The organism is Pseudomonas sp. JAI111 (assembly GCF_024809425.1).
GTDB lineage: Bacteria > Pseudomonadota > Gammaproteobacteria > Pseudomonadales > Pseudomonadaceae > Aquipseudomonas.
Genome location: NZ_JANUCB010000017.1, coordinates 21396 through 41954, shown reverse-complemented (window position 1 = coordinate 41954; position 20559 = coordinate 21396). Strand labels below are relative to the sequence as shown.

Here is a 20559-nt window from a genome sequence, read left to right as displayed (position 1 = left end):
CCCCACCCCCATCAATACATTGGTCCCACGAACCAGGCGCACGCCTGCCTGGCAACCCACTGGAGATCCCGATGCATATCAACCGTACCGTCTACCGTGAAGACCACGAAATGCTGCGCGAAACCGCACGCCGTTTCTTCGAGCGCGAATGCCTGCCCAAGCAGGCGCAGTGGGATGAAGCCGGGCAGGTGGACCGGGAAACCTGGCTCAAGGCCGGTCGCCACAACCTGCTGTGCCTCACCGTGCCCACCGAATACGGCGGCGGTGGCGGGGACTTCGGGCACTCGGCGGTGTTGATCGAAGAACTGTATCGCTCGGGCGTTTCAGGCTGGAGCCTGGGCGTGCATTCCGACATTACCGCGCCTTACATCGTGCGTCTGGGCACCGAAGAGCAAAAGCAAAAATGGCTGCCGAAAATCTGCAGGGGCGAAACCGTGCTCGCCGTGGCGATGACCGAGCCGGGCACCGGTTCCGACCTTAAGGCAATCCGCACCACCGCCGTGCGCGACGGTGACGAGTGGGTCATCAACGGCAGCAAGACCTTCATCAGCAACGGCCTGACCTGCGACATGGTCGTGGTGGTCTGCAAGACCGACCCGAGCGCTGGCGCCAAGGGTTGCAGCCTGATTATGGTCGAGTGCGACCGTGAAGGGTTCCGTCGCGGGCGCAAGCTGGAAAAGGTCGGCCAGGCCGCCGCCGACACCGCCGAATTGTTCTTCGACAACGTGCGCGTGCCGGTGGGCAACCTGCTCGGTGAAGAAAACAAAGGCTTCATGCACTTGATGGAAGAGCTGCCGCAAGAACGCCTGGTCATCGCCCTGTACAGCGCCGCCAAACTCGAACGCCTGCTGGAGCAGACCGTCGAGTACGTCAAGGACCGCAAGGCCTTTAACCAGACGGTGTGGGACTTCCAGAACACCAAATTCAAGCTCGCTGACATCAAGGCCCAGGCCACCGCCGTGCGCCTGACCATCGACCATTACATCGGCGAACACATGCGTCGGCGCCTCACCGTGCAGGAGTCGGCGATTGCCAAGCTCTTCGCCACCGAGACCTTGTGGAAATGCATTGACGACATGGTCCAGCTGCACGGCGGCTACGGCTACATGCTCGAGTACCCGATTGCCCGCGCCTTCGTCGACATGCGTGTGACGCGCATTTTCGGCGGTACCAGTGAAGTGCTGCGCGAGCTGATCGCGCGCCAGTTGTGAACCTTTCCCACTCTTTTTTCCAGGTGACACCATGAGCGAAAAAGTACTGGTTGCCGGCGTTGGCATGATCCCGTTCAGCAAACCGAGTGCCAGCCCGACCTACGTGCAGATGGGCGCCGAAGCGGTACGTCGCGCGCTTGCCGATGCCGCGATTGATTACAACCTGATTCAGGAGGCCTACGCCGGTTATGTCTATGGCGATTCCACCTGCGGCCAGACCGTGCTCTATGAAGTCGGCATGAGCGGAATCCCGGTGGTCAACGTCAACAACAACTGCTCGACCGGCTCCACCGCGCTGTACCTGGCGCGCAAGGCCATCGAGTCCGGTTCGGCGGATTGCGTTTTGGCGGTCGGCTTCGAGCAGATGCAGGCCGGCGCGCTGAAATCCCACTGGGACGACCGCCCGCCGACCCGCGAACGTTTCCTGCCGATCCTGCGCGGCCTGACCGCCGACCTGGAGGGCATGCCCCAGGCTATCCGCACCTTCGGCGGCGCCGGACGCGAGTACATGCACAAATACGGCACCAAAATGGAAACCTTCGCTGCGGTACGCGCCAAGGCCAGTCGGCATGCGGCCAACAACCCGCTGGCCCTGTTTCGCAAGGTGCTCAGCGTCGAAGACGTGATGAACGACCCGGTGATTCTGCCAGGGGTTTTGACCCGTCTGATGGCCTGCCCACCGACCTGCGGCGGCGCGGCGGCGATCCTGGTCTCCGAGCGTTTTGCCAAAAAGCACGGCCTGCGCCGTGACGTCGAAATCGTTGCCCAGGCCATGACCACCGACACCCCCGAGTCCTTTAACTTCGAAAAACCGTCGTTGCTCGATTGGGTCGGCACCCACATGACCCACGCCGCCGTCAGCCAGGTCTATGAGAAGGCCGGTGTCGGGCCCAAGGACATCGACGTGTGCGAGCTGCACGACTGCTTCGCGCAGAACGAAGTGATCTGCTACGAATCGCTGGGCTTCTGTCCGGAGGGTGGCGCCGAGAAATTCGTGATGGACGGCGACAACACTTACGGCGGGCAGATTGTGATCAACCCTTCCGGTGGCCTGCTTTCCAAAGGCCACCCGCTGGGCGCCACTGGTCTGGCGCAGTGCTACGAGCTGACCCAGCAATTGCGCGGCAATGCCGATCAACGCCAAGTCGACGGCGCGCGTCTGGCGATGGCGCACAACCTCGGCCTGGGCGGTGCGTGCGTGGTCACGCTGTATGGAAAAGTCAGCGGAGGTGGCCAGTGAGCAGCTTGCTGGACGCCTTCCGGTTGACCGCGTTGCCCGCACACGCGCAAGCCTTTCGCGGCGAAGTAAAACGCTTTCTCGCCGAGCATTTGCCCGCCGTGTCGGCCGATGTCCGGGCGCGCAGCTGGACCGGTTTCAGTGCCGATTTCAGTCGCAAACTGGCCGCGCGCGGCTGGGTCGGCCTGACTTTGCCACAAGCCTACGGCGGTGCGGGGCTGGATGCGTTCAGTCGTTTTGTGCTGGTGGAAGAATTGCTCTGCGCCGGTGCGCCGGTGGCGGCGCACTGGATCGCCGATCGCCAGAGCGGGCCGTTGATCCTGAAGTTTGGCAGTGACGCGCAGAAGGATTTCTACCTGCCGCGCATCTGCGCCGGCCAGGCGTTTTTCTGCATCGGCATGAGCGAGCCCAATTCCGGCTCCGACCTGGCCAGCGTGCGCAGTCGTGCTACTCGTTGCGAAGGCGGCTGGCGCCTGAGCGGGCGCAAGATCTGGACCACCAACGCCCATCACGCCGATTACATGATCGCGTTGGTGCGCACCAGCGGTGCGCCCGAGGACCGTCACAACGGCTTGTCGCAATTCATCATCGACCTCAAGCAGCCTGGCATCAGCGTGCGGCCGATTGTCGACCTGGCCGGCGATGCGCATTTCTCTGAAGTGGCGTTCGACGATGTGTTGCTCGGTGACGATGCATTGGTCGGCGAGGAGGGCAGTGGCTGGAAGCAGGTCAACGCCGAACTGGCCTTCGAACGCAGCGGGCCGGAGCGTTTCTACTCCAGCATCGTGTTGCTCGATCTGTGGGCCGACACTCTGCGCCGCAACGGCGCCAGCGCTGCCGAGGCCTCATTGCTTGGCAGCTTCCTCACCCAACTGAGCAGCCTGCGCAACCTTTCGTTGGCGTTGACGGCGTTGCTGGCACGGGGTGAAAGCCCAGTGGTGGAGGCGGCGCTGGTCAAGGACATCGGCACTGAATTCGAACAGGCGATCCCGGCCGCAATTGCCGCTGCAATCAGCGCCGATCCGCACGCGCCGGTCGATGCCGAGTTGTACCGCACTGTCGCGTACCTGAACCAGGTCGCGCCAACCTTCTCGTTGCGCGGCGGCACCCGGGAAATCCTGCGCGGCATGATCGCTCGCGGGCTCGGGCTGCGTTGATGCACATCGAACAGGAAAACGACGACATGTTCACTGAAGCAATTGAAAAAATCCTCGCAGATTTGTGCACGCCAGCGCTGGTCCGCACGGTTGAAAACGGTGACGGCGCAACGACGCTGTGGCGAGCGCTGGAAGACGGCGGGTTTCTCGAGTTATTGACCCCGGAAGACGCCGATGGAGCAGGGCTGACACTGGCGGCGCTGTTCCCGATTTTCCTCGCCTTCGGTCGTTATGCGCTGCCGGTTCCGGCGGCGCAGAGCATTGCCGCGCGAGCCTTGATGCGCGACTGCCCGCAAGCCCTTCCGGCTGGCATGTTGACGTTGGCCGGCACGGCCCATCTCGACGCCGCTGACGGGCTGTGCGCGCCGCGAGTCGCCTACGGACTGTTGGCCGATTTTGCAGTGGTGAACCTGAGTGGCGAACTGTTGCTGCTTGATTGCCGCCAGGCACGGCGCGAGCCCAGTGGCGTTCACGGCAGCCAGTGCGCCACGTTGTATTGGTCGGCGGAACACGTCGGCGCTTCGCTGGGTAACAACGGTGAACAGGTCCGCGTGTTCAACGCCGCGATCCACGCCGCCGCGATGGCGGGTGCCATGGAGCGGGCGCTCGACATGACGCTGGAGTACTGCAACGACCGGGTTCAGTTCGGCAAGGCCATCGGCAAATTCCAGGCCGTCCAGCACCAACTCAGCGTGATGGCGGAGCAGGTTGCCGCCTCGCGAATCGCCGCTGAACGGGCCTTTGCCGCAGAGCACTCGGTGCCCGAGTTGATCCCGGCAGCCATCGCCAAGGCCCGGACCAGCATGGCAGTGCCACAGGTGACCGCCACCGCTCATGCACTGTTCGGCGCCATTGGCGTGACCGAAGAGCTGGACTTGCAGCTGTTCACCCGACGCCTGCACGAGTGGCGCGTCAGCGAAGGTTCGGAAGCGTACTGGAACGGGATCGTCGGTCGGGCGCTGTTGGCGCAGCCCGGCGTCACCGCCAGCGAATTCACCCGTCACCTCACCCCATCCGCTTGAGGACTTCACCCATGAGTCAGTTTCTGAAGTACGAACAGGGAGGACACATCGTCACCCTGACGATGAATGACCCCGAGCGGCGCAACCCGTTGACCGGCAACAGCGCCGTGCCTGAATTCCTTGAAGCCATCGAGCGGATCGAGCGCGACAGCAGTGTTCGCGCCGTGATCATCACCGGCGCTGGTACGGCGTTTTGCTCCGGCGGCAACGTTCGCGACATGGACCGCTACGCGCAAATGTCCGGTATGGCGTTGCGTCAGGAATACCGCACCGGCATTCAGCGTTTGCCATTGGCGCTGTTCAATCTGGAAGTACCAGTGATTGCTGCCGTCAATGGCGCGGCCATCGGCGCCGGTCTCGACCTGGCGTGCATGTGCGACATCCGCGTGGCCTCTGAACAGGCGAAGTTTGCCGAGAGTTTCGTCAAGTTGGGGATCATTCCGGGCGACGGTGGGGCCTGGTTGTTGCCACGGATCATCGGTTTGTCCCGCGCCACCGAACTGACCCTGACCGGGCAAATGATCGATGCGCGGCAGGCCGCGGAGTGGAACCTGGTGTCCCGCGTGGTGCCGGCCGAAGAGTTGCTGGACAGCGCACGGGAAATCGCCGCGGCGATTGCCGCCAACCCGCCGCATGCTGTCCGCCTGGCCAAGCGTCTTCTGCGCGAAGCCTTGCATACGCGACTCGATACGCTGCTGGAAATGTCGGCGAGTTTTCAAGTGATGTCGCACCAGACCGCCGATCACCGCGAAGCCGTGGCGGCGTTTATCGAGAAGCGGCCGGCGACGTTTACCGGCTGAGTGTCACCGTGCGTAACGCCGGCTGAGCAGCCCTCAAACCGGATCGTTACGCCACCCGAAATACCGACGAAAACACTTCATCCAAATCACCCATTCGGGTGTCAGGACCTCACCGGCGCCTCGTTAGCATGGGGCTCCAACACGTCATCCTTAACCGGGGAAACCGCATGACAAAAACAACAATGCGCGGAGCCTTCCAGCCAAGTTTGCTGGCCGTCGCTGTAACGGTTGCCATCTGCGTCAGCACTCAAGCTCACGCCGTTGATTTCAACATCGGGGAGATGCAGGCGAAGTTCGATTCGTCGCTGTCGATTGGCGCCAGTTGGGCGACTGCCAATCCGGACAAGCAGTTCATTTCCAACTTCAACTCCCAGGGCGTCAACGGTGGCAAATCTGCTTCCCGGACCACCGACGACAACCGTCTGAACTTCAAGAAGGGCGAGACCTTCTCGAAGATCTTCAAGGGTGTGCATGATCTGGAGCTGAAATACGGCGACAGCGGTGCCTTCGTCCGTGGCAAATACTGGTATGACTTCGAGCTGATGGACGAGAGCCGTCCGTTCTACGACATCAATGATTCGGGACGTGATCGCGCCGCCAAGTCGTCCGGCGCAATGTTCCTCGACAGCTTCGTCTATCACAACTACACGATCGGCGATCAAGTCGGCAACGTGCGCCTGGGCAAGCAGGTAGTGAGCTGGGGCGAGAGCACCTTCATTGGCAACTCGATCAACAGCATCAACCCGATTGACGTGGCCGCTCTGCGACGTCCGGGGGCGGAAGTGAAGGAAGGCCTGATTCCGGTCAACATGTTCTACATGTCCCAGGGGTTGGCCGACAACATCACCGCCGAAGCGTTTTACCAGCTGCAGTGGGATAAATCGGTGGTCGACAACTGCGGCACGTTCTTCGGCAGCGACGGCGTCCCCCAAGGCTGTGACGACCGCCTGGTGATCGCCGGCCTCGACCTGCCTCCCGGTGTGGCGAAGAACACCGGCAGTCTGGCGGCCATCGCCGCGGGCACTGACGACGCTTACATTCCGCGCCTGAAAGACAACGATGCGCGCAACAGCGGTCAGTATGGCCTGGCCTTGCGCTGGTTCGTCCCGGAGGCGAACGACACCGAGTTCGGCGCCTATGCGATGAACTACCACAGCCGAAGCCCGTTCTTGAGCATCAATCAGATGAGCAGTGCGGCAGGCGGCGTTGTCTCGGCTCGTAGCACCCGCTATTTCATTGACTACCCGGAAGACATCCGCCTCTACGGACTGAGCTTCCAGACCAACGTCGAGGGCGTTTCACTGGGTGGCGAAGTCAGCTACCGGCCGAACATGCCACTGCAATTGAACACGGCTGACTTGTTGTCGGCAGCCACGTTCGGCGCAACCTCGCCGCTGATTACTACTGGTTTTGCCGGTCGCACGCTGGGCGCCGAGGTCAATGGTTACAAACGCATGCCTGTGACCCAGGCACAAGTCACCGCGACGCAGTTCTTCGATCAGGTGCTGGGCGCCAGTCGTCTGACGGTGGTCGGTGAGGTGGGTTACAACCACATCAGCGGCCTGGGCAAGGCTGATGGTTCCGACCTGCGCTTCGGGCGCAGCCCGGCCTTCGGTTCCGGCGAACTGCCGGGTGCGGCCGGCGCAGCGACCTGCCGCGGTACCGCAGTGGGCCTGCCGACTGCCAGCAACCCGGCGCAGGAGTGTAACGACGATGGCTTCTACACCAGCAACAGCTGGGGCTATCGAGTGCGCGGCAAGCTTGATTACCCGAACGTCATCGCCGGCATCAACCTGTCGCCCAACATCGCCTGGTCCCACGACGTTCAGGGTTATGGCCCGAACTTCGATGAAGGTTCCAAAGCGGTCAGCGTCGGCGTGGATGCCGACTACCTGAACACCTACAACGCCAGCCTGAGTTACACCAACTACTTCGGCGGCGATTTCAACACCAACGTCGACCGCGACTACGTTGCGCTCAGCTTCGGCGTGAATTTCTGATGCTCCCCTGGCAGAGGTATTTGAACATGAATGCACGTTTTATCCTGCGCGCTGGCGCACTGAGTCTGTCACTGCTGGCCAGCAGCGTGATTGCTGCCGTTTCACCCCAGGAAGCTGCTCAGCTGGGCACCACGCTGACTCCGTTGGGCGCGCAAAAAGAGGGCAACGCCAACGGCAGCATTCCGGCCTGGACCGGTGGTTTGAAACCCGGTGCCGCGCCGCTCGATAATGGTTTTCTCGGCGATCCGTTTGCGAGTGATAAACCGGAATTCGTCATCACCGCGGCGAACGCCGAGCAGTACAAGGACAAGCTGACACCGGGCCAACTGGCGATGTTCAAGCGCTACCCGGACAGCTACAAAATCCCTGTGTTCAAGACCCAGCGCACGGCGGCTTCCCCGCAGAACATCTACGACATTGCCAAGAAAAGTGCGGTGACCACTGAGCTGACGCCCGACGGCAACGGCTTGCTGAACTTCTCGCAAACCCGTTACTACCCGTTCCCGATTCCGAAAAACGGCGTGGAAATCTACTGGAACCACACCAACCGCTATCGCGGCGGCAACATGGAACGCCAGGCCGCTCAAGCGGCACCGCAAACCAACGGTTCGTATTCCATCGTCGAGTACGACGACAAACTGGCGTTCCCGCAGTTGATGGAAGGCGTCGAAGCCGGGCAGGGCGATAACGTCCTGTATTACTACAAGCAGGAAATCACCGCGCCGTCGCGCATGGCCGGCAGTGTGATCCTGATTCACGAGACCATCGACCAGGTCAAGGAACCACGCCTGGCGTGGGTCTACAACGCTGGCCAACGCCGCGTGCGTCGTGCTCCGCAAGTGGCGTACGACGGTCCGGGCAATGGTTCCGACGGCATGCGCACCGCCGACAACACCGACATGATGAACGGCGCGCCGGATCGTTATGACTGGAAACTGGTTGGCAAAAAGGAGTTGTACATCCCGTACAACAACTACCGTTTGCAGTCGCCGAAAGTGAAGTACGACGACATCATCAAACCGGGGCATATCAACCAGGATCTGACCCGCTATGAGCTGCACCGGGTCTGGCACGTCGAGGCCACCCTCAAGCCGGGTCAGCGTCATGTCTACGCCAAGCGTGACATGTACTTCGACGAAGACACCTGGCAACTGGCCGAAGTCGATCACTATGACGGCCGTGGTCAGCTGTGGCGCGTGGCCGAAGGGTATGCGATCAACGATTACGAGCGTGGATCGCCCAACTTCGCCATGCTCGGGATCTATGACCTGATCGCCGGTCGCTACAACGTGTTGGCGATGACCAACCAGTCCAAGCATGCAACGACTTACGGCATGACCGCGAAGATGACCGATTTCACCCCCTCGGCACTGCGTAACGCCGGCATCCGCTGACCGTTCGTCCCCGCTGAAACCAACGCCCTGTCCGCAGGGCGTTGTGCGTTGCGGTGATCACCACCTGATGCGGGTGGCGCATTCACGATGGGCTCGCTCAATGATGGCTTCCTCACACGACTCACGAGGTCCGCCATGTTTGTGCCACGGCCGCATCTGTGCAATTTACTTCAGCGCGAACGGCGTCGCTTGCAACTGCTGTGCGCGCCTGCCGGGTATGGAAAGACGGCGTTGTTGCGTGAGTATGTGCGGGGGGCGCGCGGGCGGGTGGTCTGGATGAGACTTGGCGGGCAGTCGCAATCGCTGGCGTCTTTGTGCGCATTGCTGGCGGGTGAGCTTGGCGTGGCTCCCGACACCAGGCCAGATGCATTGATCGAGTTGACCGGGCTGAAGTCATCGCGAGCAGGCTCGCTCCCTCAGTTGACCGCATTCCGTTGTGGGAGCGAGCCTGCTCGCGATGGGAGCCTTCCAGGAGACGAATCTTCAAAGGTTCGGCTTGTCTTCGATGACTTGCCAGCCGAAATGCCCGACGACCTGAACCACTGGTTCGATCAACTCCTGTCTCTGGACAACCCCCACCTGCAAGTGCTGGTCACTTGCCGCCAACGCCCCGACTGGAACCTGCCGCGCCTGATGCTCGCAGGCGAGTTACTGGAGCTGGGTGCCCGGCAACTGGCACTGCGCCCGGATGAATTCGAATCGTTGGTCAGCTTGATTGCGCCGCACACCGACACCGCTTCACGGGAAAGCCTGTGGCACGCGACAGGTGGCTGGTGTGCGGGTGTTCGATTGCTGCCCTCGGCCTTGCTCGGCCAGTACCTTGAACGTGAACTGCTGTCACGCTTGAGCGATGAACAGCAAGAAGTCCTTTTTTCCCTGGCCCATTTGTCCAAGGCCAGTGTGGAGTTGTGCGAGCAGCTTTGGGAAGGACAGCAAGGTGCTCAACGGTTCCAGAGTCTGCTGGATAGCCAGGCCTTCATGTTCCCGATCGACCATCAGCCCGGCTGGTTTCGGTTACTGCCTGCCGTGGCGAATGCACTGCAAGGCCGGCTTGGCGGCGTTGCGTTGAACCGGTTGCGCTTGCGTGCCTGCCGGTTGCTCAGCGTCCTGGGTCATGTCGATGATGCCGTGGAGCAAGCGCTCAGTGCGGATCAGCCCGAGGTCGCCGCCAATTACATGGAGCGCTTGTGGTTGAGCTGGATTTTGAATGAGCGGCATCTTGGGCAGTTCATGGACTGGCGCGAACGCATCGATCCGCAGTTGCTGCAAAGCAGTCCGCGCTTGATTTATTTGTGCGCCAAGGCCTTGTTGTTCAGTGGGCGGCTGGATGAAGCCGAAGCGTGCCTGCAACGCCTGGGACGCTTTTTGCCGATGCCCGATCCGCAGCGTAATCTGCGCTTGTTGGCGAACTGGCAGGCGTTATACGGGACCTTGCACGCATTACGCGGCAACGCCGAACCAGCGCGACGGCATTGCCATGCCGCCCTGCGTGACCTGACGGCGCAGGATTGGCTGTCGGTGTTGTTGTGCCACTGCACGCTGGCGCGCATCGCCATGAAAACCGGTGAACTGAGTGAGGCTCAGGTGCTGTTGGAGCATTCGCTGGAACTGGCCCGGCGTCATGGCAACCGTGAGGCGGAAGTGTTGGTGAATACCGACCGGGTTCAGTTGATGATGCTTCAGGGGCAATCGGGGCTGGCGCAATCGTTGTTGCGCACCGAGCTTGCGCAACTGAATGTCAGCCGAACGCAGCCTTATCCATTGATCGGTCGACTGCTGTTTCTGCAAGGCGAGTGGCTGTTGCAACAAGGCCGCCTCGTTGAGGCCGAGCAAGTGGCGCAGTCGGGCTTGTTGCAGGTGCGCGAATGCTGCGCGCCGTTCGTGTTGAATGGCTACCTGCTGTTGTCCGAGATCGCCTCGCGCAATGACATCCCTGAAAAGGCTCATCTGCTGTTGTACGAAGCCGAGCGGCGCATGCATTGGGCCAAGATCGACCGTGCGTTCTTCCAGGCTCCGCTCGCTGAGCAAAAGGCCCGGATGCTGGTCCGCGAACAGGGCGAAGACGGCGACAAACCTGTGCGCGCCACCGCCGTGACCGATTACCAGGATGGCCTGACGCCCCGCGAGGTGTCGGTGCTCAAGTTGCTGGCCGAAGGCATGTCGGTGCGCGAAGTCGGCAGCCGCCTGTTCATTTCAGTTAATACCGTCAAAACCCACGCCAAGAACATTAACGTCAAGCTCGGCGCCTGCCGCCGCACCCAAGCCATCAACAGCGCCAAAGCGATGGGGATTCTTGCCTGAAACCGTGACCCACCTGATCCGGGTGGCGGCGTGACGTGAGTGATGGTCAACCATGCAGCTTGACCCGACGCCCTGCTGCGCACTCGCGCTGGTGTCCCGACAACAACAAGAGAGGTAGTGATGAGCGCCATCGAAAGTTGGACCAGCACCGACATCCGCACGATCCTGGAAAAACAAAGGGCGGCCTTCCTGGCGAGCGCACCCTACACCGCCGAGCAGCGCGGTGAATTGATCGACCGGGCAATCAACCTGTTGCTCAATCACGAGCAGGAAATCATTGACGCCCTGACGGCCGATTTCGGGCATCGCAGCCCGGCCTTTTCCAAGGGCAGCGAAGTGCTGGCGCCCCTGGCATCGCTCAAGCAAGCCAAGGCACGCCTGGCCGAATGGATGCAACCCGAAGCGCGTCACACCGAGCAAGGCCAGGCCTGGGTTCAATACCAGCCGTTGGGCGTGATCGGCATCGTCACCGCGTGGAACGTGCCCGGCTACATGGTGTTTAGCGGTCTTGCCGGGGCGTTGGCCGCTGGCAACCGGGTGATGATCAAACCGTCGGAGTTCACCCCGCACACATCGGCACTGATCGCACGGTTGATCCGTTCGGTCTATCGCGAAGAGGACGTGGCGGTGGTGCTCGGCGGTGCGGACGTCGGGCAGGCATTCTGCGGTCAGCCGTTCGACCATTTGCTGTTTACCGGCGCCACCAGCATCGGCAAGCACGTGCTGCGTGCAGCCGCGGAAAACCTGGTGCCGGTGACCCTGGAACTGGGCGGCAAATCACCGACCATCATTTCCCGCACCGCCGACTTCAAGAGCGCCGTGACCAAGGTCGTTGTCGGCAAGTTGCTCAACGCCGGCCAGCTATGCGTAGCGCCGGACTACGTGTTCGTGCCGCAAGAGTCGGTGGATGCCTTCATCGGTGTGGCCAAAGCAGTGGCCGCCGGTTTCCTCCCGACCCTCAAGGACAACCCCGACTACACCTCGATCATCAATTCTCGTCACCTCGAACGTTTGCAGGGCTATCTGAATCAAGCACGCGAGGCGGGCGTCGAGTTGATCGAGCTGAACCCGGCGGGTGAGGATTTAAGTGACGCGGCGCACAACAAAATCGTGCCGACGCTGCTGCGCAACCCTGGCGATGATTTGCAGGTGATGCAGGACGAAATCTTCGGCCCGCTCCTGCCAATCAAACCGTATGAAACCCTTGATGAGGTGATCGCGTTCATCAATGCACGGCCACGTCCATTGGCGCTGTATTACTTCGGCAACGATGACGCTGAAGAGGCGTTGGTGCTCAACCGCACGTGTTCCGGTGGCGTGACCCTCAACGGCGTCATGAGCCATGCCAGCGCTGAAAACCTGCCGTTCGGCGGAGTAGGCCACAGCGGCATGGGCGCCTATCACGGTATCGATGGCTTCCGCACCTTCAGCCACGCCAAGGCTGTATTCCGCGCGCCGGGCCAACCGGCCTGAATTCCCTAACGTCACTGTCGAGAAAAATCATATGAAAGCTGCCGTTTTTCATCAGGTGGGCGCCCCGCTGGTCATCGAAGAAGTGGGCATCAGCAAACCGGGTCCGCGTGAAGTGCTGATCCGCACAAAAGCAGTCGGTGTCTGCCATTCGGATTTACATGTCATCGATGGCTCGTTCCCGTACCCAGGCCCGCTGGTGCTGGGCCACGAAGCCGCTGGCGTGGTCGAGCAGGTCGGCTCCGAAGTGCGTTCGGTCAAGCCGGGCGATCACGTGGTCACTTGCCTGACCGTGTTCTGCGGTCATTGCGAGCATTGCGTGACCGGGCACCTGGCGCGCTGCGTATCGCCGGAAACCAAACGTGGCAAGGACGAGGAATCGCGCCTGACGTACGTGCAAAAGCCGATCCCGCAATTCGTCAACCTGTCGGGTTTTGCCGAACAGATGCTGGTGCACGAAAACGCCTGTGTGGCGATCCGCCGGGACATGCCGCTGGACCGCGCCGCGCTGCTGGGGTGCGCCGTGACCACCGGCACCGGCGCGGTGTTCAACACCGCCAAAGTGCGTCCGGGCGAAACCGTGGCTGTGATCGGTTGTGGCGGGATCGGCCTGGCCGCCATCAACGGCGCGGCGCTGGCCGGGGCAGGGCGGATCATCGCCATCGACATGCTTGATTCCAAACTGGAACTGGCCCGTCAGTTCGGCGCCACCGACGTGATCAACGGCAAAGACGGCGATGCGGCCAAACAGGTGCTGGAACTGACTCGCGGCGGCGTGCACCACGCCTTTGAATGCATCGGCCTCAAGCAAACCGCCGAACAAGCCTTCGCCATGCTCGCGCGCGGCGGCACCGCAACGGTCATCGGCATGCTCAAGCCGGGTTTGAAAATCGAGCTGGACCCGTTGCAGTTGCTGCACGAACGGCGCATCCAGGGTTCGCTGATGGGCTCCAACCGCTTCCCGGTGGACATGCCGCGCCTGGTGGATTTCTACATGGCCGGCAAGCTCAAGCTCGACGAAATGATTTCCCAGCGCATCAAGCTGGAGCAGATCAACGAGGCGTTTGACGAGTTGCGTCGGGGTGAGTTGGCTCGCTCGGTGATCATTTTCGACGAGTGACATCCCTGAACACCCTGTGGGAGCGGGCTTGCCCGCGATGAGGCCTGCGCATTCAACATTCATGGCGACTGACGTACAGCCATCGCGGGCAAGCCCGCTCCCACAGGTGCTGTCGCCGCAATCGGATAAGTGCACACCCAAGCGTTTTTGGAGTTGATTGATGGACTTAGATTTCACGCCGGACGAAAGCGCCTTTCGCGATGATATTCGCGCCTGGCTGCGCGACAACTTGCCCAGCGAATTCGCCCAGCGCATTTCACTGGGCAAGCGCTTGAGCAAAGCGCATCAGGTGCAATGGATGCAGACACTCAACCGCCAAGGCTGGTTGGCCCCGGCCTGGCCGGTCGAGTTCGGTGGCACGGGTTGGAGCGACGTGCAAAAGCACATTTTCGACGAAGAGTGCTTCGCCGCCGGCGCGCCGAAAGTGTCGTCCTTCGGGCTGAAAATGGTTGCGCCCGTGATCATCAAATTTGGCACCCCCGAGCAGAAGGCCTACTTTCTGCCGCGCATTCTCACGTGCGAAGACTGGTGGTGTCAGGGTTACTCCGAACCAGGTGCTGGCTCCGACCTGTCTTCGCTGAAAACCCGTGCGGTTCGCGAGGGCGAGCACTATGTGGTCAACGGCCAGAAAACCTGGACCACCCTGGCGCATTTCGCCGATTGGATGTTCTGCCTGGTGCGCACCGATGCGCAGGCGCAACAGCAGCGTGGCATTTCCTTTTTGCTGATTGACATGAAAACCCCGGGCATTACGGTTCGGCCGATCATCACCCTCGACGGCGAGCATGAAGTCAACGAAGTGTTCTTCGACAATGTGCGCGTGCCCTTGCAGAACCTGGTGGGCGAGGAAAACCAGGGCTGGACCTGCGCCAAGTATTTGCTGACCCACGAACGCACCAGCATCGGCGGCATTGCGCAGAACAAGGCGTTGCTCAATCGCCTCAAGCACATCGCCAGTCAGGAAGTGCGTGACGGTCGCCCATTGATCGAGGATCCCTTGTTTCGCCCCCAGGTTGCCGAGGTCGAGATGCAGTTGATGGCCGCCGAAATGAGCAGCCTTCGTACCTTGGCGGCCGTTCGTGACGGCGGAGTGCCGGGTGCGGAAAGCTCGTTCCTGAAGATCAGGGGAACCGAGATTCGCCAGGCCATCACTTACCTGATCAGCAAGGCCGTGGGCCCTTACGCGCTGCCGTTCATTGAGGACGAATTGGGCTATGGGGATGAAGCGTTGCTTTACACCGACTACAGCAGCGCGGCCACTTATCAGTACCTGGATGCGCGCAAGGCGTCGATCTACGGCGGGGCCAACGAAATCCAGAAGAACATCATCGCCAAAATGATTCTTGAACTGTAAGGGGCCGAGCATGGACTTCAAATTGAATGAAGAGCAGCTGATGCTGCAAGACACGGCGGCGCGCCTGGTGCGTGACACCTATGGTTTCGAGCAGCGCGAACAGTACCGCAACACTGAACACGGCTTCAGCGGCCCGTTCATGCAGCAACTGGGTGAGCTTGGGTTATGCGCCGTGCCATTCGCCGAGGCGTACGGTGGATTCGGCGGCGGCGGTGTGGAGAACATGCTGATCATGACCGAGCTGGGGCGCGCGCTGTGCCTGGAACCGTATCTGCACTCGGTGATTTTCGCCGGCGGCCTGGTCGCACAGTTGGGCACCGAGGCGCAAAAACAAGCGCTGCTGCTACCACTGGGCAACGCCAGCCTGCAAATGGCGGTGGCGCTCGACGAACCGCAAAGTCACTACCAGTTGCATGACGTTCTCACCACCGCCGAACCGGTCAATGGCGGTTGGAAACTCAATGGTCGCAAGTCGGTGGTGGTGGGCGGTCAAAGCGCCGGGCTGATTCTGGTCTCGGCGCGTACCAGCCACGGTGAGCGGGACGAGAAGGGCATCAGCCTGTTTTTGCTCGATCCACAAACACCCGGCGTGCGCCGTCGCGCGTTCGCCACCATGGACGGGCGCATGGCCTGCGAGCTTTACCTTGAGGACGTGTTCGTCAGCAGCAACGAGGTATTGGGTGACATGGGCCAGGCGTTGCCCGCGCTGCGATATCAGCAAGGCCGCTGCATCGCGGCGCAATGCGCCGAGGCAGTGGGCAGCATGGAGGCGGCTTGTGCATTGACCCTCGATTATTTGAAGACCCGCAAGCAGTTTGGGCAGCCGATCGGCAAGTTCCAGGCGTTGCAGCATCGTATGGTCGACATGCGCATCGAACTGGACCAGGCCACCTCAATGACCCTGCTGGCAGCCTGCGTGGCCGATCAAGCCGACACCGACGAGCGCAGCCGCACGCTCGCGGCGGCCAAGTTCATCGTCAGCCGCGCCAGCCGGTTTGTCGCTGATCAGGGCATTCAGCTGCATGGCGGTATCGGCCTGACCTGGGAATACGCGCTGTCACACCACGCCAAGCATCTGCTGATGGTGGCTCGTCAATGGGGTGACGATGACCATCACCTGCAGGCTTACGCGAAGCTGATGCAGGTCAGTCCCGCCGGCCAGCAGGTCGCCTAGGTGCTCTTCAGCCAGTCCGCAAACCGGGTCGCGCCGACGATGGGGTTGGCGCCCGGCGTGAGCGACTGGTCATCGATCGGCGCACCAAAATAAGGAACCGTGTCGTCCGTGACGGTCTGACGCGGGTCCTTGGTGTGTTTCAGGTAGTCGCTGGCGAATTCCACGAGCGGGCGTTTTTCGGGGCCCGCCACTTCGACGGTCTGGTTGCTCGGCGCTTTCAATGCAATTTCCGTCAGTGCCGCTGCGACGTCGGCCGACGCCACCGGTTGCAACGCGGCGGACGGCAGGTGAAGGGTGTTGCTTTCCTCGCGCCCGGAATGCGCAATGGCATGGATAAACTCGAAGAACTGCGTGGCCCGCAGGATGGTGTAGGGAATGCGCGACTTTTTGACGAGCTTTTCCTGAGCCATTTTCGCCCGGAAGTAACCGCTGTCGAGCAAGCGCTCGGTGCCAACGACCGACAGCGCGACATGGTGTTTGACGCCGTCGATCCTCTCCGCCTCAAACAGGTTGTGCCCGGCGGTCTCAAAAAAATGCAACGCGGCGTGGTCCTCGAAGGAGGGTGAGTTCGCCACGTCGACGACCACATCCGCGCCTTTCAATGCCTGTGTCAGCCCTTCGCCGCTGATGACATTGACGCCGGTACTGGGAGACGCCGCGAGGGCTTCATGTCCCAGATCCTGCAGGTTCTTGCACAGTTTGCTACCGATCAAGCCTGTGCCACCGATGACCACGATTTTCATGTCCGGTCTCCTGATGCGGTGAGTGCCTGGACAATTAAACACCCGCCTGGGCGCAAGGATCGGTCGCGAGCTCACGTTGCCGACCGGTGGTCAGGGGCTAGATGCCGGGTGGCATAAATCGCAGTTCTTTGCTTTAGTCCACCTATCGTTGGCCGGTGGGTGCCACGACCGGAGCGTCCCCCATGAAGCATCGATTCGCGCAGTTCGCCGTGATGGCTGCCGCGCTCACTTTCGGCGTCTTGCCTTGTGCCGAAGCGGTCCAGTATTCGCAAGTCAATGAGACCGCCAGCAAAATCTCGTTTACCTACAACCAGTTCAGCTCGCAGGTGTATGGCACTTTTGGCTCTTTCAAGGCCACGCTCGATTTCGACACGGCCGACCCGGCCGCAGCCCATGCCGCTCTGACCATCGATCTTGACAGCATCGATGCCGGCAGCGAGGACGCCAACACCGAACTGAAAAAGCCTGCCTGGTTTGATACGCAGCAGTATCCGGTGGGTACGTTTCAATCGATCAGCGTGAAAACCCTGAGTGCTCGTCACTACTCAATCACCGGCAAACTGACGCTCAGGGGTGTCACGCGTGTGGTGCAGGTGCCCGTTGAGCTGAGGACCCAAAAAGGTATCGGCATTTTTGATGGTCGGTTGGTGCTCAAGCGCAGCGACTTCAAGATCGGGGAGGGGGAGTGGGCTGATACGGTTGTTTCCGACGACATCAATATCCGCTTCCGGATGGTTGCACCGCAGCGGTGACTCAGAAGATCCGGGGGGAGGGCGCAGGAAAAAACTGATCGAGCCGGTTAGAGACAGGCCTCGGCTACGGCTTTCTCGGCGCGTTCAATTTCCTGTTTGATGTCTGCGGTGATGCGTTGTTTCTTGAGTGTCTGTTCGAGGAATTGCTGACTTCGCTGGTTTTCCAGTACCGCGTCGGTTGCAGCGTCCTGCGCTTGCAACTCGGCTGCGTGTGCGTCAATGACGGCTTCGATCTCTGCGTCATTTTTCGCCGTATCCAGGGCGCTGACCAATTTGCCGACTTGGGCTTTCTCGGCTTCGGCGTAAGCGTCGACAGACAGTCCAGCCGCCATTGCCCGCGTTCGAATGCCCAGGGTTTCCATGTGCTGCTGCGCGGCCTTGCACACGGCATCACGGCGTACGCTCTCGGCTGCTCTCCATTGCATGAAACCATGGGTTGTCGCACTCATCACGGCCAGGGTGATGACGATACCAATCAATTGGCCTCTCACATCCAGCAACCTCGACAGTCAAGGGGGGCATTGTCGTGAGCGAAAGTCCCCGTCGTTGATACACAAACACTCAATGCGAGGCATCGGGCGTCGAGGGGGAAGCTACCGCAAATCTTTTCAAGATCAGACAGCGTTGAAGTGACGTCAAAAACAACGATGTCCTCTCACCCCGAAGTTGAAGGCGACGGGAAAGTCTCACCTCTACAAGGTATTGCACCTTTGTTCGCATTTCCATTGAGAAATCCGCATCATTGCGGACCTCATCCTCGCGGGCATACAGACCCTCTGTCTCACGGTCGATTTCTGGCATCCATCGACTGCACTTTCCTCAGTGGAGGCGTGGGGGACGCACTTGTGTGCTATTACTTTTTTTGGCGATTGGCGCTATACGTCTGCAAGTTGAGGTATGGCGCATCACCGTGAGTGGACGAGCCTGCGCCGAGTGTTATTCGTTTGTTTACCTGTATGGCAGGATGCCACAATCGCTTTTTTGTCGCAGTATCATGATCAGGCGGATCAAATGGGTGGCCCAGGACTTCGGCACGAACAGGATACTTCCATCGCAGCGCAGGTGCGCAGTGACCGGCTGCACCAGTTGTTCCACCAATCCGTGGCGGCGGTTTTCGGCAGTTACCTCGCCGCGATCATGCTGTGCGGGCTGTGCTGGCAACGCTTCGACCACGGCGTCATTTTCTGGTGGATAGGCTTGTTGACGTGTTCGTCGTTGCTGCGCATCTCGATGTTCATCGCCTGGTTTCGCTGCCCAGACAGTGAACGCACCCCGCAACGCTGGGAGCGTAGATACTGGGTCACGTTGATGTTATCCGCCAGCATATGGGGCGCGGGCGCTCTGGCGGTCATGCCGGCGAATGACTTGTTGGCCCAGGCGCTGGTCATGCTCTTTGCCGTTGGCATGTCGGTCAGTGCAGTGTCGTGCTACTCGGCGCATCGCTACATGACACTCTCGGCCATTGGCCTGGTCTTGTTGCCCTGCACCTTCTGGTTGCTGTTTCAACCCTCGGCGATGCAAATCGGAATGGCGTTGGCGGTTTTGGTGTTTACCTCATTCGTGGCCAGCGCGACCCGCAAATTGTCCGAAGCCCTGGCAACAGCCTTTCAATTAACCCGTGAGATGGAACACGCTCATCACATTTCCACGCATGCGGCCCAGACCGACGAACTGACCGGCCTGAAAAACCGCCGGGCTTTTTTCGAGCACGCACAACAATTGTTCTATGACTGCAAAGACAAGCGCCTGCCTTTGTGCGCCGTGATGCTGGACATGGATCACTTCAAACATATCAATGACACCTACGGGCATCAGGTCGGGGATCAGGTGCTGCGGCAAATGGGCGTGGTCATCCATCGCTCTTTTCGCGAAACGGATGTCTATGGCCGGTTGGGTGGGGAGGAGTTTGCGATCCTGCTGCCGGACACTTCGATTGAAGTAGCACTGACGATCGCCGAACAACTGATCCACTCCATCAGCGGCTTGATGACTGGCCCGGTTCACCGCATCTCCGCCAGCCTCGGCGTGGCCGCAATGGAAGCCAGCGACAATGACCTGCAAAGCTTGCTGAACAATGCCGATAAAGCGCTGTACCGGGCCAAGGCCCGGGGGCGTAATCAGGTGGCGGTGTCGGAGTAGGGGCGGTTTCCATTCACCGATTAATAAAACCAGTCTTCCTCTTCCATTGCCTTTAAGTGCGGCGCAATAAGGCGGCGGTTGCCCGCCGCCCGTCTTGGCCGCACCTGCCGACAGATCTGCGAGCTCTTAAGAAAGCTTCACGTTCATGGTGATCCGCGCCGTGAACACTTTCTTGCCCTCGGCGTCATGAATGTCCACTGGCACAATCTTGTCGCCTTCGGTTTGCCAATCCACCGCCTCACCGTCGGCCACCGCTGTCACGTCTGTTTTGGCCTTGGCCAGGTATTCAACCGTCATGCCTTTTGGAATCCACCGCGCGCCAGCGGGGATGGACACGTCGGTCATCGTCCCGGCGGCCAGTTCGGCGGCGTTGCACATCGCAATCGCGTGAACCGTGCCCAAGTGGTTGGTGATTTCGCGGCTGAAGGGCACCTGCACCGTTGCATGCCCGGGGCGCAGCGCCGAGATCAGCGGGTTGATGGTGGTGAAATAGGGCGCCATCTGGCAGGCCATTTTGCTGAAGGCTTGTGGGCCTACGCTGTTGAACATGCTGAGAACCTGACTCATGTTGAAGCCTCACTATGGGGTGGTTTTACAGAATGATGTTCCGTAACAGAATAATGTTCTGTGACGGAACAGTATTCTGTTACGACGAAATCTGTCAACCTAGCGCGGCTTACTTATG

Annotated in this window: 17 protein-coding genes; 14 read left to right on the top strand and 3 right to left on the bottom strand. The window is 60.7% G+C overall.

Annotation, left to right across the window (positions count from 1 at the left end):
• Positions 1-71: 71 nt before the first annotated feature.
• The 12 genes from HNR03_RS31120 (at position 72) to HNR03_RS31060 (ending at position 16240) form a co-directional block, all read left to right on the top strand.
• Positions 72-1211: an acyl-CoA dehydrogenase family protein gene (locus tag HNR03_RS31120; RefSeq protein ID WP_259158207.1), complete on the top strand. Its 1140-nt coding sequence runs from the start codon at positions 72-74 to the stop codon at positions 1209-1211.
• Positions 1212-1242: 31 nt separating this feature from the next.
• Positions 1243-2451: a lipid-transfer protein gene (locus tag HNR03_RS31115; protein WP_259158204.1), complete on the top strand. Its 1209-nt coding sequence runs from the start codon at positions 1243-1245 to the stop codon at positions 2449-2451.
• The gene (locus tag HNR03_RS31110) at positions 2448-3605 is read left to right on the top strand and encodes an acyl-CoA dehydrogenase family protein (protein ID WP_259158202.1); all 1158 of its coding nucleotides are present in this window, start codon (positions 2448-2450) and stop codon (positions 3603-3605) included. The genes HNR03_RS31115 and HNR03_RS31110 overlap by 4 nt, the downstream gene beginning before the upstream one ends.
• Positions 3606-3631: 26 nt before the next feature.
• Positions 3632-4627 carry an acyl-CoA dehydrogenase family protein gene (locus HNR03_RS31105; RefSeq protein ID WP_259158200.1) on the top strand — a complete coding sequence of 332 codons (996 nt, stop codon included), beginning with the start codon at positions 3632-3634 and terminating at the stop codon, positions 4625-4627.
• A gap of 11 nt (positions 4628-4638) precedes the next feature.
• Positions 4639-5427, top strand: a complete 789-nt coding sequence (locus HNR03_RS31100; RefSeq protein WP_259158199.1) for a crotonase/enoyl-CoA hydratase family protein — start codon at positions 4639-4641, stop codon at positions 5425-5427.
• Positions 5428-5594: 167 nt separating this feature from the next.
• Positions 5595-7427 (top strand): DUF1302 domain-containing protein, encoded by a 1833-nt coding sequence (locus HNR03_RS31095; protein WP_259158197.1) that lies wholly within the window; start codon positions 5595-5597, stop codon positions 7425-7427.
• Positions 7428-7453: 26 nt separating this feature from the next.
• A complete protein-coding gene (locus HNR03_RS31090) occupies positions 7454-8821 on the top strand; it encodes a DUF1329 domain-containing protein (RefSeq protein ID WP_259158195.1) in 1368 nt (455 codons plus the stop codon).
• Positions 8822-9343: 522 nt separating this feature from the next.
• A complete protein-coding gene (locus HNR03_RS31770) occupies positions 9344-11122 on the top strand; it encodes a LuxR C-terminal-related transcriptional regulator (RefSeq protein ID WP_310504714.1) in 1779 nt (592 codons plus the stop codon).
• Positions 11123-11242: 120 nt separating this feature from the next.
• Positions 11243-12595, top strand: coding sequence for a coniferyl aldehyde dehydrogenase (locus tag HNR03_RS31075; protein WP_259158193.1), 1353 nt, complete (start codon positions 11243-11245; stop codon positions 12593-12595).
• A 31-nt stretch (positions 12596-12626) separates the two neighbouring features.
• The gene (locus tag HNR03_RS31070) at positions 12627-13712 is read left to right on the top strand and encodes a Zn-dependent alcohol dehydrogenase (RefSeq protein ID WP_259158191.1); all 1086 of its coding nucleotides are present in this window, start codon (positions 12627-12629) and stop codon (positions 13710-13712) included.
• 160 nt (positions 13713-13872) lie between these two features.
• Positions 13873-15066, top strand: a complete 1194-nt coding sequence (locus tag HNR03_RS31065) for an acyl-CoA dehydrogenase family protein (protein WP_259158188.1) — start codon at positions 13873-13875, stop codon at positions 15064-15066.
• 10 nt (positions 15067-15076) lie between these two features.
• Entirely contained in the window at positions 15077-16240 is a 1164-nt protein-coding gene (locus HNR03_RS31060) for an acyl-CoA dehydrogenase family protein (RefSeq protein WP_259158187.1), read from the top strand.
• Here the strand turns inward: HNR03_RS31060 and HNR03_RS31055 are convergent.
• Positions 16237-16983: an SDR family oxidoreductase gene (locus HNR03_RS31055; RefSeq protein ID WP_259158186.1), complete on the bottom strand. Its 747-nt coding sequence runs from the start codon at positions 16981-16983 to the stop codon at positions 16237-16239. The genes HNR03_RS31060 and HNR03_RS31055 overlap by 4 nt on opposite strands.
• Positions 16984-17165: 182 nt before the next feature.
• Here HNR03_RS31055 and HNR03_RS31050 point away from each other — a divergent pair, with 182 nt between their 5' ends.
• A complete protein-coding gene (locus HNR03_RS31050) occupies positions 17166-17735 on the top strand; it encodes a YceI family protein (RefSeq protein WP_259158185.1) in 570 nt (189 codons plus the stop codon).
• A gap of 47 nt (positions 17736-17782) precedes the next feature.
• Here HNR03_RS31050 and HNR03_RS31045 read toward each other — a convergent pair whose 3' ends face one another.
• A complete protein-coding gene (locus HNR03_RS31045; RefSeq protein ID WP_259158184.1) occupies positions 17783-18226 on the bottom strand; it encodes a hypothetical protein in 444 nt (147 codons plus the stop codon).
• A 520-nt stretch (positions 18227-18746) separates the two neighbouring features.
• On the opposite strand from HNR03_RS31045, the gene HNR03_RS31040 reads away from it, so the two are divergent.
• On the top strand, positions 18747-19874 hold the full coding sequence (locus HNR03_RS31040; RefSeq protein ID WP_259158182.1) for a diguanylate cyclase: 1128 nt from the start codon (positions 18747-18749) through the stop codon (positions 19872-19874).
• A 126-nt stretch (positions 19875-20000) separates the two neighbouring features.
• Here HNR03_RS31040 and HNR03_RS31035 read toward each other — a convergent pair whose 3' ends face one another.
• Positions 20001-20441, bottom strand: a complete 441-nt coding sequence (locus HNR03_RS31035; RefSeq protein ID WP_259158180.1) for a hotdog fold domain-containing protein — start codon at positions 20439-20441, stop codon at positions 20001-20003.
• Positions 20442-20559: the final 118 nt, after the last annotated feature.